Annotated in this window: 13 protein-coding genes; 10 read left to right on the top strand and 3 right to left on the bottom strand. The window is 66.7% G+C overall.

What is annotated here, in order from left to right; all coding sequences use genetic code 11:
- Positions 1–188 precede the first annotated feature (188 nt).
- The 4 genes from NATOC_RS07695 to NATOC_RS07710 all read left to right on the top strand — a co-directional run bounded on the left by NATOC_RS07695 (position 189) and on the right by NATOC_RS07710 (position 4,967).
- Positions 189–2,015: a 4Fe-4S ferredoxin N-terminal domain-containing protein gene (locus NATOC_RS07695; RefSeq protein ID WP_015320863.1), complete on the top strand. Its 1,827-nt coding sequence runs from the start codon at positions 189–191 to the stop codon at positions 2,013–2,015.
- The gene (gene nrfD, locus NATOC_RS07700) at positions 2,012–3,391 is read left to right on the top strand and encodes an NrfD/PsrC family molybdoenzyme membrane anchor subunit (protein WP_015320864.1); all 1,380 of its coding nucleotides are present in this window, start codon (positions 2,012–2,014) and stop codon (positions 3,389–3,391) included. Before NATOC_RS07695 ends, nrfD begins: the two co-directional genes overlap by 4 nt.
- On the top strand, positions 3,388–3,702 hold the full coding sequence (locus tag NATOC_RS07705; protein ID WP_015320865.1) for a hypothetical protein: 315 nt from the start codon (positions 3,388–3,390) through the stop codon (positions 3,700–3,702). The genes nrfD and NATOC_RS07705 overlap by 4 nt, the downstream gene beginning before the upstream one ends.
- A gap of 173 nt (positions 3,703–3,875) precedes the next feature.
- Positions 3,876–4,967: an Mrp/NBP35 family ATP-binding protein gene (locus NATOC_RS07710; protein ID WP_015320866.1), complete on the top strand. Its 1,092-nt coding sequence runs from the start codon at positions 3,876–3,878 to the stop codon at positions 4,965–4,967.
- A gap of 47 nt (positions 4,968–5,014) precedes the next feature.
- Here the strand turns inward: NATOC_RS07710 and NATOC_RS07715 are convergent, their stop codons facing one another.
- Positions 5,015–5,851 carry a BtpA/SgcQ family protein gene (locus tag NATOC_RS07715; RefSeq protein WP_015320867.1) on the bottom strand — a complete coding sequence of 279 codons (837 nt, stop codon included), beginning with the start codon at positions 5,849–5,851 and terminating at the stop codon, positions 5,015–5,017.
- A 109-nt stretch (positions 5,852–5,960) separates the two neighbouring features.
- Here NATOC_RS07715 and NATOC_RS07720 point away from each other — a divergent pair, with 109 nt between their 5' ends.
- Both NATOC_RS07720 and NATOC_RS07725 read left to right on the top strand, forming a co-directional pair.
- Complete coding sequence (locus NATOC_RS07720; RefSeq protein ID WP_015320868.1) at positions 5,961–7,052, top strand: NADH:flavin oxidoreductase/NADH oxidase; 1,092 nt, start codon at positions 5,961–5,963, stop codon at positions 7,050–7,052.
- A gap of 84 nt (positions 7,053–7,136) precedes the next feature.
- Positions 7,137–7,601: a cupredoxin domain-containing protein gene (locus tag NATOC_RS07725; RefSeq protein WP_015320869.1), complete on the top strand. Its 465-nt coding sequence runs from the start codon at positions 7,137–7,139 to the stop codon at positions 7,599–7,601.
- Between the two features lie 45 nt (positions 7,602–7,646).
- On the opposite strand, the gene NATOC_RS07730 is transcribed toward NATOC_RS07725, so the two are convergent.
- Together NATOC_RS07730 and NATOC_RS07735 are read right to left on the bottom strand one after the other, a co-directional pair.
- Complete coding sequence (locus NATOC_RS07730) at positions 7,647–8,807, bottom strand: mechanosensitive ion channel family protein (RefSeq protein ID WP_015320870.1); 1,161 nt, start codon at positions 8,805–8,807, stop codon at positions 7,647–7,649.
- A 78-nt stretch (positions 8,808–8,885) separates the two neighbouring features.
- On the bottom strand, positions 8,886–9,449 hold the full coding sequence (locus tag NATOC_RS07735) for a thioredoxin family protein (protein WP_015320871.1): 564 nt from the start codon (positions 9,447–9,449) through the stop codon (positions 8,886–8,888).
- Between the two features lie 253 nt (positions 9,450–9,702).
- On the opposite strand from NATOC_RS07735, the gene NATOC_RS07740 reads away from it, so the two are divergent.
- The 4 genes from NATOC_RS07740 to NATOC_RS07755 all read left to right on the top strand — a co-directional run bounded on the left by NATOC_RS07740 (position 9,703) and on the right by NATOC_RS07755 (position 13,253).
- The gene (locus NATOC_RS07740) at positions 9,703–10,287 is read left to right on the top strand and encodes a hypothetical protein (RefSeq protein ID WP_015320872.1); all 585 of its coding nucleotides are present in this window, start codon (positions 9,703–9,705) and stop codon (positions 10,285–10,287) included.
- Positions 10,288–10,368: 81 nt separating this feature from the next.
- Positions 10,369–10,854 (top strand): Lrp/AsnC family transcriptional regulator, encoded by a 486-nt coding sequence (locus NATOC_RS07745; protein ID WP_015320873.1) that lies wholly within the window; start codon positions 10,369–10,371, stop codon positions 10,852–10,854.
- Positions 10,851–12,014: a pyridoxal phosphate-dependent aminotransferase gene (locus NATOC_RS07750; RefSeq protein WP_015320874.1), complete on the top strand. Its 1,164-nt coding sequence runs from the start codon at positions 10,851–10,853 to the stop codon at positions 12,012–12,014. Before NATOC_RS07745 ends, NATOC_RS07750 begins: the two co-directional genes overlap by 4 nt.
- Before the next feature lie 45 nt (positions 12,015–12,059).
- The gene (locus NATOC_RS07755) at positions 12,060–13,253 is read left to right on the top strand and encodes a GNAT family N-acetyltransferase (protein WP_015320875.1); all 1,194 of its coding nucleotides are present in this window, start codon (positions 12,060–12,062) and stop codon (positions 13,251–13,253) included.
- The last annotated feature ends 5 nt before the right edge of the window (positions 13,254–13,258 follow it).

The following is a 13,258-nucleotide window of genomic DNA, read 5'->3' on the forward strand; positions in this document are numbered from 1 at the left end:
AATCAGTTTCGGTCCCTGTAACTAAAGTATAGGCGAACATGTTCGCAATCGTTCTCAGAAGTTGGAAATCAGCTCGATGGTTCAACACCATCTAGTTGCGACTGCGGGATAGAGGCTACAGATATGGCTGTATTCAACTTTGTCCCGACGTGTAATCGATCGGACTCGACCAGAGGTGTTCTCGGGGAATGAGTGCGGACGACGAATCGTTCCACCCGCTCGGCGAGGAGTGGGAGAACGACCTCGAGGGGATGCTCGACGACACCGAGTACGACACCGACCTCGGGATGGCGATGGCCGAGGACGCCATGCGGGTTACCCGTGGCGAACTCTCCGAGGCCGAGTTCCACGAGAAGTACCACGAGGACGTCCTCGAGGAGTTCGGCGAGGACAACCGTCCGACCCAGGAGGCCTACGAGAAGGCCCAGGAGGAAGCGAAAGGCACCGTCGCCAGTATGCTCGAGCGCTTCGAGGGCGACGGCGAAGAGCCCCGCCGTGACGTGATGAAGAAGATGGGCGCCGGCGCCGCCGCCGTTGGACTCGGCGCCTGGGCGACCGTCGACGACGGGCAACAGGAAGCCGTCGCCGCCCAGGACGACGAGGAGGGCGAGGCCGGCGCGCCCGGCGAGGAAGAGGGCGAGGGCCTCCAGTGGGGGATGGCTATCGACCTCGAGCGCTGTGACGGCTGTCTCTCCTGTGTGACTGCCTGTTCCTCCGAGAACAACCTCGACCAGGGCGTCAACTGGATGTACGTCCTCGAGTTCGAGGACCCGGGCGCCTCCGAGAACGTCCAGGCAGAGGGCGCTCGCGACGCCGGTGTGGCCGCAACCCGGCTCGTCCGACCGTGCCAGCACTGTACCGACGCGCCCTGTGAGAAGGTCTGTCCGACGACCGCCCGCCACACGCGGGACTCGGACGGCCTCGTGCTGACCGACTACGACGTCTGTATCGGTTGCCGGTACTGTCAGGTCGCCTGTCCCTACGGTGTCAACTACTTCCAGTGGGACGAGCCCGACATCTCGACCGACGAGATCGCGGAGTTCCACGAGGATCACGAGGGCGATCACATGACGACCGACGACGGCTACGGCAGCGAACGCTGGGTCGACAGCCGTGCGCCGCGTGGCACGATGAGCAAGTGTACCATGTGTCCGACCCGACAGGACGGACAGATGGGCGACGAGATGGTCGGCACGACCGCCTGCGAGGAGGCCTGTCCGCCGGACGCGATCCAGTTCGGGAACATGAACGATCCGAACGACGATCCCCAGCTCTACGCCAGCAACCCGGCCCGCGGGCGGACCCTTGCACGGATCAACCCGCCGTCGGCCGACGAGCTCGAGGAGGAGCTCGACGGCGAGGACGATGACCTCGAGTCGGTCCTCGACGCGACCGACCTCGACGATGAGGAGCTAAGCCTGATGGTCGCCGTCCAGATCACCGGTGGCGACGAGATGGCCGAGGGCGACGGCGACGTCGCCGACCTCGAGGAGGACGTCCAGGACGCCCTCGCAGTCCTCGAGGACCACGGACTCGACCTCACCAGCCAGGAGGTTCTCGCCCAGCTCGACCTCGCCGACGAACCCGAGGACGAGGAGAACGGCGCTGACGACGAGGAGGAGGCCGAAGATCAGGCCGACGACGCCGGCGACGCCGACGACGACGACGCCGAGGAGGACGAAGACGAGGAGGACGAGGACGAGGAGGACGAGGACGAAGACGACGAAGACGAGTTCGAACCCGACGAGCAGGCGGCACAGGTCCGCCTCGAGCAGTTCGCCGGAACGCCGACCTCGAACTTCAAGCTCCTCGAGGATCAGGGTACCAACCCGAACATCATCTACCTCGGCAACGAACCCGGTCCGAGCGCCGAACAGGTCGAGCCGACCGGGACCGGCGTCAACTACGAGGACATCAGCTACGAACGCGCTGACGGCGAGTCGGTCGACGCCGTCGACAACCGCAAGGACGTCCTCGACGAGCAGACGGTCGGTGACGCAGGGGTGTCGCTATGAGCACCAAGTCGCCGACCGAAGCGGACATCCTCCGCCCGATCCAGAACGTTTCCAAGACGTACTTCATCGTGTTCGCCCTCGCCGCCCTGGCGCTTGGTGCGTTCCTCGTCGGCTGGGCCTACCAGCTGTCCGAGGGGATGGCTGTCACCGGGCTCTCCGACTGGGGCTCGGGCGGCGGTGTCACCTGGGGGCTGTACATCGGCGCGTTCATCTGGTGGGTCGGGATCGCCCACGGCGGCATTATCCTCTCTGCAGCGGTGCGACTGCTCGGCATGGATCGGTACATGCCCGTCGCCCGCCTGGCCGAGCTGCTGACCCTCGCCGGACTCTCCGCCGCGGGCTTTTACATTATCGTCCACATGGGGCGCCCGGACCGAATGGTCACGAGCGTCCTCGGCCACTACCACATCACGGTCAATAACTCGCCGCTGGTGTGGGACGTGACGGTCATCACGGCCTACTTCGTGCTGACCGCGACCTACCTCGCGCTAACGATCCGGTACGACGTCACGCGACTGCGCGACCAGCTGCCGGACCGCTTCGATCTGATCTACAACGTCCTGACGATCGGCTACTCCGAGAAAGAGGACAAGGTCATCGATCGGATGGTCTGGTGGGTTGCCCTCGCGATCATCATTATGGCGCCGCTCCTGTTGCACGGCGGTGTCATTCCGTGGCTGTTCGCGGTGCTTCCGAACTACCCGGGCTGGTTCGGCGGGGTCCAGGGGCCGCAGTTCCTCACCATCGCGCTGACCTCCGCGATCAGCGGCGTCATCCTGCTGTCGGCCGCCTTCCGTAAGGCCTACGACTGGGATCACATCATCACCGACGACATCTTCCGCGGGCTCTTGCTGTGGCTCGGGTTTTTCTGTCTGCTGTTCCTCTGGCTCCAGCTCCAGCAGCTCACCGCGGGGAGCTTCCACGCGACGGTCGACCACGCGACAGCAACCGAAGGGAAGTTCTCGAACCCGCTGTACTACGTGCCGATCCTGTCGGTGCTCGGCGTGCTCGGGTTTATCTTCGCGACGACGATCCGTCCGTCACTTTTCACCAAGCTTCGGGCGATGGTCGCCAGCGTCATCGTCCTGCTGGCGACGCTGACCGAGAAGCTCTACTTCGTCCTCTCGGGCTTCTGGTACCCCACCTTCAACATCTACGACGCCGTCCCGGGGGACTACTTCCCGAGCGCGATCGAGCTGCTCTCGTTGGCCGGAACGATCGGAATGGTCGTCCTGTTCTTCCTGGTCGTGGCGAAGGTCATCCCGGTGGTCGAGCTCCACGCGATCGAACACCTTCGTGGTGATCACGGCCACGGTCACGACTCCGAACACGAACCGGTAGAGGAAAGTGCGAAGCAGCCGGAGGTTGAAGCATGATTTCGGCACCGGCTATCGCAACCGCCCTCTCGCAGATCATGTACCACGGGTACGGTGGCACCGAGGGGCTGACCGGGTTCCCCAACATCGGGACCTACCTGATCTTCGGGGTCGTCCTCGTGCCCGTCTACGTGATGGTCGCCGCGTGGTTCCTCGGCGAACCCCGGGATACGAGCACCGGACTGCTCGGGGTCGGCTACCTCGTCGGCATCACGGCCCAGATGTGGATCGGGATGTTCATCCTGACCGTCATCATCGGGATCGTGTTCTACGGCGGGATGCCCGAGCCGCTCGGCTCGCCGGGCCCCTGACCCGACGGCGTCCGGAACTACTCCGTCGATCACTTGTTTGCTTTTTTGGGTCGATAGCGATCTAGCGCCGCGTTCGCCCCCGTTCGTCGTTCTCGGCTGGTTTTTCAGGGTCCGAACCATCACACGTATCCCGTTGCACACCCTACCGATTTCCGAGCACAGCCCGACACAGTATGAGCATCACAGAATACGAACTCAAGATCAAACTCGAGGGCATCGAAGATCCGGACGTCGGCGAGGACATCGTCACGCTCGGTCTGGTCAACGACGTCACGATCGACGACGAGACCGCCCGGATCTCGCTCGCGTTCAACACGCCCTACGCCCCCGCCGAGATGGAGATCGGCAACCGGGTCCGGGAGGTCGTCGAGGAGGCCGGCCTCGAGCCCGACCTGCGGGCTCACGCCGGCGCCGAACACGGCTTCGACGACGAGGTCCTCCCCAGGGTGCGCAACGTCATCGCGGTCTCCTCGGGGAAAGGTGGCGTCGGCAAGACGACCGTCGCGGCCAACCTCGCCGCCGGGCTCGAGAAACGCGGCGCGATGGTCGGCATCCTCGACGCCGACATCCACGGGCCGAACATCCCCCGCATCCTGCCCGTCGAGAGCGATCCAGGCGTTACGCCCAACGAGGACATCGTCCCGCCCCGCTCGGACGGCGTCCGCGTGATCAGTATGGGCTTTATGACCGAGGAGGAAGACGACCCCGCCATCCTCCGTGGGCCGATGGTCAACAAGTTCATGATGAAGTTTCTCGAGGGCGTCGAGTGGGGCCGACTCGACTACCTCATCGTCGACCTCCCGCCGGGGACGGGTGACGCGACGCTGAACCTGCTGCAGTCGATGCCGGTAACCGGCGCGGTTGTCGTCACGACCCCCCAGGAGATGGCGCTGGACGACACCCGCAAGGGCGTCCAGATGTTCAATAAACACGACACGCCCGTGCTGGGGATCGTCGAGAACATGAGCTCCTTTATCTGTCCGAGCTGTGGCGACCAGCACGGCCTCTTTGGGACCGAGGGCGCCGACAGGATCTCCGAGAAGTACGACGTCCCGCTGGTCGGTCGCGTCCCGATCCACCCCGACTTCGGCGCCGAGGGCAGCAAGGGCACGCTCGTCAAGGACGACGACAGCGAGGTCCAGGACATCCTCGAGGAGATGGTCGCCACCGTCGCCGATCGGGTCAGCGAGGCCAACCGCCGCACCGTCTCCGAGAACACCGCCGACGAGCCCGACGACGCCCTGCCGACCGAGATCGAGGACTGACCGTTTCTCCTGCCGAGTGCCGTTTTCGCCGTTACCATCGCCGAGCGCTACGTTCGGGTGTCACGCTCGCAAGCGGCCGCGACGAGTTCGGCAACACGCTCGCCCGAAACCGGGTTCGTCGTCTCGCCACCCTCCTTGAGCGCGGTGCCGACGATGACGCCGTCAGCGCCGGCTGCGAGACAGTCACCGACCGTCTCCGGAGTGACGCCGCTGCCGACGAGGACGGACGTCTTGCCGTCTCCCCCGCCGAGGACGTCGGCGACAGCCTCGACGTCCTCGAGTGGCGTCGCCGCGCCCGTTCCGGAACCCGAGACGATCACCCCGTCGGCGCGGCCGCGCTCGGCGGTCTCGAGGGCCGTCCGCCGAACGTCGCCGTCACCGATCGGCGTCGCGTGTTTGACGTGGACGTCCGCGAGGACGTCGACGTCGGCGTCGAGGCGCTCCCGCAGGCGCAGCGTCTCGTGGGCTCGTCCCGCTACCACGCCCTGGTCGGTCGCGGCGGCCCCGACGTGGACGTTGATCCGGACGAACGCGGCGCCAGCAGCCGCGGCGACCGACAGCGCCGCCTCGGCGTCGTTGCGGAGCACGTTGATCCCCAGCGGGACGTCGACGGCCTCGGCAACTGCGGTCGCGATCGCGGTCATCTCCGCGACGGTGTGGGTCGGCACGTCCTCGGGATAGAACGGCGCGTCGCCGAAGTTCTCGAGGACGATCCCGTCGACGCCACCATCGACGAGGGTGCGGGCGTCCTCGAGGGCGCGACGGCGGATCGCCTCGCGGCCGCCGTCCGCGTCGTACCCGGGCGCGCCGGGAAGCGCCGGGAGGTGGACCATTCCGAGGACGGGGCTGTCGGCGTCGAACCGATCGATGAAGTCGCTGCTCATACCCGCACTGTCGCTGCGAAGGGAATAAGGGGTCCGTTCTCGTAGCTCACACCGGCAAGAGCCTCGGTTTTCGGGGTCGTTAACCCCCGAGAGCGGCTACCCGCGGTCGATGTCAGAACTGTTCTCGACGCTATCGATGCGCGAGGTCGAGGTACCGAACCGGCTCGCCGTCTCGCCGATGTGCCAGTACTCCTGTGAGCCCGACGGGCTGCCGACCGAGTGGCACCGGGTTCACCTCGGCAGCCGCGCCGTCGGCGGCGCGGGGATCGTGATGACCGAGGCGACGGCCGTCGAGCCCCGCGGGCGGATCACGCCCGCCGACCTGGGTATCTGGAGCGACGAGCACGCGGCCGCGCTCGAGCCGATCACCGAGTTCGTCCGCGAGCAGGGCGGGGTCCCCGCGATCCAGCTGGCCCACGCGGGCCACAAGGCCAGCAAGACCCGTCCCTGGGAGGGCAACGTCCCGATCCACCCCGAGGAGAACGACGACGGCTGGGAAGTGCTCTCGCCGTCCCCGTCGGGGTATCCGCCGTTCCCGGGCGACGATCCATCGATCCGGAAGGCGACCCACGACGACATCGCGGACGTCGTCGAGGCCTACCGCGCGGCCGCCGAGCGCTCGCTGGCGGCCGGCTTCGAGATCGCCGAGGTCCACGCGGCCCACGGCTACCTGCTCCACGAGTTCCTCTCGCCGGCGACGAACCACCGCGAGGACGAGTACGGCGGCAGCTTCGAGAACCGCACGCGGTTCGTCCGCGAGGTCGTCACGGCGGTCCGGGAGGTCTGGCCCGACGACAAACCCGTCTTCGTGCGGATCTCGGGTACCGACTGGCTCGCGGACCGCCCGTCCTGGGACATCGAGCAATCCGTTCGACTGGCCAGTGACCTCAAGGAACTCGGCGTCGACCTGGTTGACGTCAGCTCCGGCGGGCTCCACCCCGACCAGAACCCGCCGGGCGGGCCGAACTTCCAGGTGCCCCTGGCCGAGCAGATCCGCGAGGAGACCGGGATCGCCGTCGGCGCGGTCGGCGGGATCACCGAACCCGAGCAGGCCGAGGCCATCGTGCAAAACGGCCGCGCGGACCTCGTCCTCGTCGGCCGGGAGTTCCTGCGCGATCCGTACTTCGGGCTCCGGGCGGCCGACGAACTGGCCGACGAGCCCGAGTCCTGGCCGATCCAGTACCGACGCGCCGTGCAGTAGCTCCGGACGGTCGACCCGACCGGACCGTTCCCGATCCGTGGGAGTCATCGATACCGTTCTGTGCTCTCGTCTCCAACGGAATTCATGACGCGACCGACACGACGAACGACGTTGAAAGCGATCGGCAGCACCGTCCTCGTGACGGCGACTGCGGGCTGTTTCGGCTCGAACGGTGACGACGACGAAGCGAGCGACGACGAGGACGAGGACGTCGACGGCTACGAGATCGATCCCGGAACGACGATCCTGTTCGACGGACGAACGAGCGGCTGGGTCGGGATCGAGCCCGAGGCGATTGCGGACGAACAGAACCCGACGCTGATCCTGCAGGCGGGCGAGGAGTACGAGATCGGCTGGACGGAAGGTGACGGCACCAGACACAACATCGAGATCTGGGACGAAAACGGCGACGTCGTCGAGGACTACGAGACCGACCTCACCGACGACCCCGGCGACGACCAGCTCCTCTCGATCACCGCGACCGAGGAGATGGCTGCCTACCGCTGTCGACCCCACGGCAGCATGGAAGGCGAGATTCGCGTCGAGTAGCGACGCGTGGGGTGCCGACGGTAGCCGGTCGTCGGTCGTCGGCCGTCAGTCGTCGGTCGTCGAAATCCCGGCCTCCTCGCGGGGCGCACTCTCGACGCGGAATCCCTCACCCCGCGGGGAGTGGACCCGGTGTGGGTAGGGGATCGAGATTCCTTCCCGGTCGAGCGCGTCCGCGACGGACTCGATGACCGCCGTCCTGGCGTCGTGGGTCCGGCGTTTCGTCGGGTTACCGATCCAGACGTGACACTCGAGCAGGATCGACGAGTCGCCGAAGGCTTTCGTGATCACCTGTGGGTTCGGGGAGTCCTTGACGATCTCGCAGTCCTCGACGGCGTCGACGATGATCTCTCGGGCCCGTCTCACGTCGGCGTCGTAGTCGATACCGACCTCGACCTCGACCCGGAGCTGGTTGTTCCGCGAGTAGTTCGTCAGCTGGCTGCTCGTCACCTCGTCGTTGGGGACCAGCACGTGCTTGTCGTCGAAGGTCTGGATCTTGGTCGTGAAGATCGTGACGTCGGTGACGATCCCGCCCGTCTCGTTGACCTCGATCCAGTCGCCGACGTGGAACGGCCGGGAGAACAACAGGACGAACCCCGCGAGCATCGCTGCCAGCGTCTCACGGGCGGTTAGCGCGACGATCGCCGTGATCGCGCCCGCCCCGAGGAAGATGTTCGTGAGGTTGATCCCCCACAGCGAGAGGATCACCGTCGCCGCCGCAGCGATGATCGTGACGTCGGCGACGTGGTGGGCGACCTCGCTCTGGTGTTTCGTGACCGCGCTCGTCTCCGCGAGCGTGTCGATCGACCGGTTGACAAAGCGGATCGCCAGATAGGCGGTGATGGCGATCCCGAGCGTGATGATCTGCTGGGCGGCCTCCCACCGGTCGATCGTCGCGGACTCGAGGGTAAACTCGAGGACGAACAACACGCCCCAGATCGCGCTGAAGCTGTAGACGACGACGGCGACGACGACCCCCAGGATGAGGATCGAGACGATCTCGCCGAGCTTCGGCCCGTACCGACTGCGGATCGCGTCGTAGACCCTGGAGGCGCTCGTGGCGCCGAGCAGGACCAGCAGTACCAGCAGGATCGTCGCGAACAGCTGAGCACCGAACGCGTCGAGATACGTCTCCTGGATCCACTCGACGCCGTCGGGCTGGAGCGTTAAACCGAGCGGCAGCGACGCGCTGGAGGGGACGGCGGCCATGGCGATGGGACCTGTCAGATCGACGGGGGGCCGCGCAGTAAGCTCTTGTGGTCCCGCAGCGATGCGATCGTCGCGTCGCTACCGGTCGTCGGCCCACTTGATCGAACAGCCCTGGGAGGGCTGCCACTCGAGGTCGACGTCTTCGTCGGCGAGGACGCGCTCGATGGCCTCGCGGACGTGAAACCGGGTGGGTTCGTCCTCGGGGTTCAGGGCGTCGTCGAGCCGACCGTGGTAGACCAGCCGGAACTCGCCGTCCGCGCGCTCGAACAGGAAGGGGTCGGGCGTACAGGCCGCGCCGTACTCGCGGGCGACGGTCTGGCTCTCGTCGCGGAGGTAGGCGTCGTACTGAATCGTCCCGTCGGCGACGTACTCGCGCATCTTCTCGAGGGAGTCCTCGGGGTACTCCGCGGCGTCGTTCGGGTTGATCCCGACGACCGAGACCGCGTCGTACTCGTCGGCCAGCTCGTTCAGCAGGTCGAACTTCGCCGCCGCGTACGGACAGTGGTTGCAGGTAAACACGACCAGCAGGGCCTCGCTGTCGGCGAAGTCCTCGGGCGAGTACGTGTCGCCGTCGGCGCCTTCGAGCTCGAAGTCGGGTGCGGGGTCGCCGGCGTCGAGTTCGGAATCGGACTCTTGGACCATACCGGTAGTTACGGCTAGCCGATCTTATAAGATACGCCGCGAGGACGCCGACGAGTGCTGCCGGAACGAGCGACTGTTCCAGACCGACTCCGGTCACGACCGAGGCGATCACCGAACCGGCGAACGCGAGCGGGCGCAACCCGAGCGCGAATCGACCGAGCCCGCTCTCGCGGCGTCCCTCCCTCGATGGTCGGTAGTATTCTGTGTCGAATTCCCAGGAATATATTTGTACCAGCAGAATGACTGGTTATATATGAAGACACTCGAGGTAACCGACGACCAGTACGCGATCGTCCAGCAGCTACGCGACGAGATCGGCGACCACGTCGTCGGCAAGTACGGCCACGTCCGGGAGCGCGACGCCGTGCAGTTCCTGATCGACAACCTCCACGACGAACTCGAACTCGAACCGGGAACGGCGAGCGAGGACGTCGAGATCGGCGAGGACGCCGTCCTCGAGGACGACTCGGATCTGCAGACGGTCTCGTACGACGAGAGCGAATCGGTCGACGACGAGAGCGAGACCGTCGAGGAGGACGATGACGGCGACTCGGCGCCGGAACCGGAGCCGACCGTCGAGGAGAGCTCCGAAACGGGGCTCGCGGGGACGCCCGGAGCGCCGACCGACGACGGTGAGGAAACGACGGGTGACGACGGTGGCGCCGACGACGACGAGATGTTAGACGAGATGCTGAACCTTCTCGAGACTCACGACGGGAAGTGGACGGAGTCGTCCGCGGCTGATTTCAGGTACACGGTGACGCTGCCCGACGGCTCGACGGAGTCGGTCCAGACGAAAGACGACGTCCGGGCGCTGCTGTTCAAACACTACCGGTGAGCCCCCGGCCGAAGCGGGCGCTCGGGCGCAAAAAACCGGGGATGGACAACGCTTTACTTCGCCCTCGCGCTTGGGTGGGGTATGAGCGAACGCGAGGTGCTCGAGTTGCTTCGTGAGAACGCGCGTTACTCCGCCGAGGATATCGCGCGAATGACCGACCTCTCGGCCGAGGAGGTCGAGGAGACCATCCAGGAACTCGAGGCAGCCGGCGTGGTTCGGGGGTACCAGGCCGTCGTCGACTGGGACGAACTCGAGGACGAGCGCGTTCGGGCCGAGGTCGAACTCAACGTTCACCTCGACCGCGAGACCGGCTACGGAGAGATCGCCGAGCGCCTCGCACGATTCCCCGAGGTGAAGGCGCTGCGGCTGGTCAGCGGGGACTACGACTTCGACATGGAGGTCGAGGGCGACTCGATCCGGGAGGTCTCGCAGTTCGTCAGCGAGAAGGTCGCCCCAGTCCCCGAGATCACCCAGACGGTCACCCACTACGTGATGACCTCCTACAAGGAGAACGGGATCGAGTTCGGCGACGGCGAGGAAGACGATCGGCTCTCGTTCTCACCATGACGTTCGAACTCTCCGAGCGGGTACAGGAGGTTCCACCCTCGGGCATCCGGCGCTTCTTCGAGATCGCCGAGGAGCGCGACGACGTCATCTCGCTTGGCGTCGGCGAACCCGACTTCTCGACGCCGTGGGCGGCCCGCGACGCCGCGATCGCCTCCCTCGAACGGGGTCGGACCTCCTACACGGCCAACCGCGGCACCCGGGAACTGCGCGAGGCGATCGCCGACTACGTCGCCGACCGATTCGCACTCGAGTACGATCCCGGCGAGGAGATCCTCGTCACCGCCGGCGCCAGCGAGGCCGTCGATCTGGCCTTTCGAGCCTTCGTCGACCCCGGTGACACCGTCGCCGTCGCCCAGCCGTCCTACATCTCCTACGAGCCCGGCGTGATCTTCGCCGGCGGCGAGGTGCTGTCGGTGCCGACGACCGAGGACGACGACTTCCGGCTCACGGTCGAGGCCCTCGAGGACGCCGGCGCCGAGACGGCCGACGCGCTCGTGCTCTGTTACCCGAACAATCCGACGGGTGCGATTATGCGCGAATCAGATCTCGAGCCGATCGCCGAGTTCGCCCGCGAGCACGACCTGACGGTGTTTTCCGACGAGATCTACGCCGAACTCACCTACGGTGACGACACAGACCACACCTCGATCGCGACGCTGCCAGGAATGCGAGAGCGGACGATCGTCTTCAACGGGTTCTCGAAGGCCCACGCGATGACCGGGCTCCGGCTGGGCTACGCGCTCGGACCCGAAGAGGCGATCGGGGCGATGAACAAGATCCACCAGTACACGATGCTGTCGGCGCCAACGACCGCCCAACACGCCGCGCTGGAGGCCCTCGAATCCTGCGAGGACGACGTCCGCGACATGGTCGATCAGTACGACCGTCGACGGCGGTTCGTGCTCTCTCGGTTCCGAGAGATCGGAATGGACGTCTTTGAGGCCAAGGGGGCCTTCTACTGTTTCCCCGAGGTGCCCGAGGGCTGGACCGCCGAGGAGTTCGCCGAGGGAGTGTTGCGCGAGCAAGGCGTCGCCGTCGTCCCCGGGGACGTCTTCGGACCCGGCGGGGAGGGCCACCTGCGGATCTCCTACGCGACGGGGCTCGAGGACCTCCGGAAGGCTCTGGCCCGAATCGAGACGTTCGTCGAGAACACCGTCTGAGCGCGCTCCAGAACCTTCTTTTCCGCCGCCGACGCGGTCGTTCGTATGGCCGACTACCGTCCGATCCCGGACGAGCGGGAGCGCTTCCACGAGTACCGCAGCTACGCGTTCAGACCCGAGGGGGGCGTCCCGCCCTACGACCCCGACGAACACGAGGACCCACGATCGACGCGAGGGGCCCGCCGCGGGATCGTCGCCGAGGGCGAGGAGCGACCCCGCGCCGTCTGTCGGCACTACTGGCTCGCGGCCCGCGTCCGCGGCGACGCCCACCCCGTCGCCGGGCTGGCGTCGGTCGCGACGCCCCCGGAGTACCGCCGCGAGGGCAACGTCCGCGAGCTCCTGGCGGGCTCGCTCGCGGAGTACCGCGATCGGGGCGACCGCCTCTCGATCCTCTGGCCGTTCCAGTACCGGTTCTACCGGCAGTACGGCTGGGACACCGCCAACCGAATCCTCACCCACGCGCTCGAGCCCGACGTCCTCTCGTTTGCCAGGGGCGTCGAGGAGGGTTCGTTCCGTCCTCTCGCGGCCGACGAGTACGACGTCCTCGAGCCGGTCTACGACGCCGCCGCGGCGGGGTTGGCGATCGAACGCGACGAGGAGTGGTGGCGCCACCGGATCTTTGCGGGCCACGACGCCGACCCGTTCGTCTACGTTTACGAACGGGACGGCAAGCCCGCGGGCTATCTCGTCTACCGGATCGAACGCGAGGACGGGGACCGAACGATGCGCGTCTCGGAGCTGGCGGCGGTCGACCGCGAGGCGCTACTCGCACTGTTTGCCTTCTGTGCCGACCACGACTCGCAGGTCGCCCGCGTGGAGCTGCAGGTCTCCGAGGCGGTCCCCGTCCGGGAGCTCGCGCTCGAGCCCGACGAGATCAAGACGACCGTCGAGAACGGCCCGATGGTCCGGCTCGTCGACGTTATCGAAGGGCTTCCCGCGCTGACGTCGGGCGAGGGCGACGCGGCGCTAACGCTCGAGGTCGAGGACCCGCTGGCCGACTGGAACGACGACCGGTTCGTCCTCGAGGCGACCGACGGAACGGCGACCTGCGAACGGAGCGACGGCGACGGCGAGCCCGACGCCGTCCTCGATATCGGCGCGCTCTCGCAGCTCGCCGTCGGCGCCCGCTCGGCGAGCGCCCTCGCGTACGCGGATCGGCTCGCGGCCGACGCCGAGACGGTGGCCGTCCTCGAGGACGTCTACCCCGAGACCGACGTCTACCTCGGCCACCACTTCTAGGACCG

Source organism: Natronococcus occultus SP4, assembly GCF_000328685.1.
GTDB classification, from domain to species: Archaea; Halobacteriota; Halobacteria; order Halobacteriales; family Natrialbaceae; genus Natronococcus; species Natronococcus occultus.

Excerpts from the sequence above, each read along its gene's own strand:
- NATOC_RS07695 (WP_015320863.1), top strand. The coding sequence starts at position 189 with ATGAGTGCGGACGACGAATCGTTCCACCCGCTCGGCGAGGAGTGGGAG.
- nrfD (WP_015320864.1), top strand. The coding sequence starts at position 2,012 with ATGAGCACCAAGTCGCCGACCGAAGCGGACATCCTCCGCCCGATCCAG.
- NATOC_RS07705 (WP_015320865.1), top strand. The coding sequence starts at position 3,388 with ATGATTTCGGCACCGGCTATCGCAACCGCCCTCTCGCAGATCATGTAC.
- NATOC_RS07710 (WP_015320866.1), top strand. The coding sequence starts at position 3,876 with ATGAGCATCACAGAATACGAACTCAAGATCAAACTCGAGGGCATCGAA.
- NATOC_RS07715 (WP_015320867.1), bottom strand. The coding sequence starts at position 5,851 with ATGAGCAGCGACTTCATCGATCGGTTCGACGCCGACAGCCCCGTCCTC.
- NATOC_RS07720 (WP_015320868.1), top strand. The coding sequence starts at position 5,961 with ATGTCAGAACTGTTCTCGACGCTATCGATGCGCGAGGTCGAGGTACCG.
- NATOC_RS07725 (WP_015320869.1), top strand. The coding sequence starts at position 7,137 with ATGACGCGACCGACACGACGAACGACGTTGAAAGCGATCGGCAGCACC.
- NATOC_RS07730 (WP_015320870.1), bottom strand. The coding sequence starts at position 8,807 with ATGGCCGCCGTCCCCTCCAGCGCGTCGCTGCCGCTCGGTTTAACGCTC.
- NATOC_RS07735 (WP_015320871.1), bottom strand. The coding sequence starts at position 9,449 with ATGGTCCAAGAGTCCGATTCCGAACTCGACGCCGGCGACCCCGCACCC.
- NATOC_RS07740 (WP_015320872.1), top strand. The coding sequence starts at position 9,703 with ATGAAGACACTCGAGGTAACCGACGACCAGTACGCGATCGTCCAGCAG.
- NATOC_RS07745 (WP_015320873.1), top strand. The coding sequence starts at position 10,369 with ATGAGCGAACGCGAGGTGCTCGAGTTGCTTCGTGAGAACGCGCGTTAC.
- NATOC_RS07750 (WP_015320874.1), top strand. The coding sequence starts at position 10,851 with ATGACGTTCGAACTCTCCGAGCGGGTACAGGAGGTTCCACCCTCGGGC.
- NATOC_RS07755 (WP_015320875.1), top strand. The coding sequence starts at position 12,060 with ATGGCCGACTACCGTCCGATCCCGGACGAGCGGGAGCGCTTCCACGAG.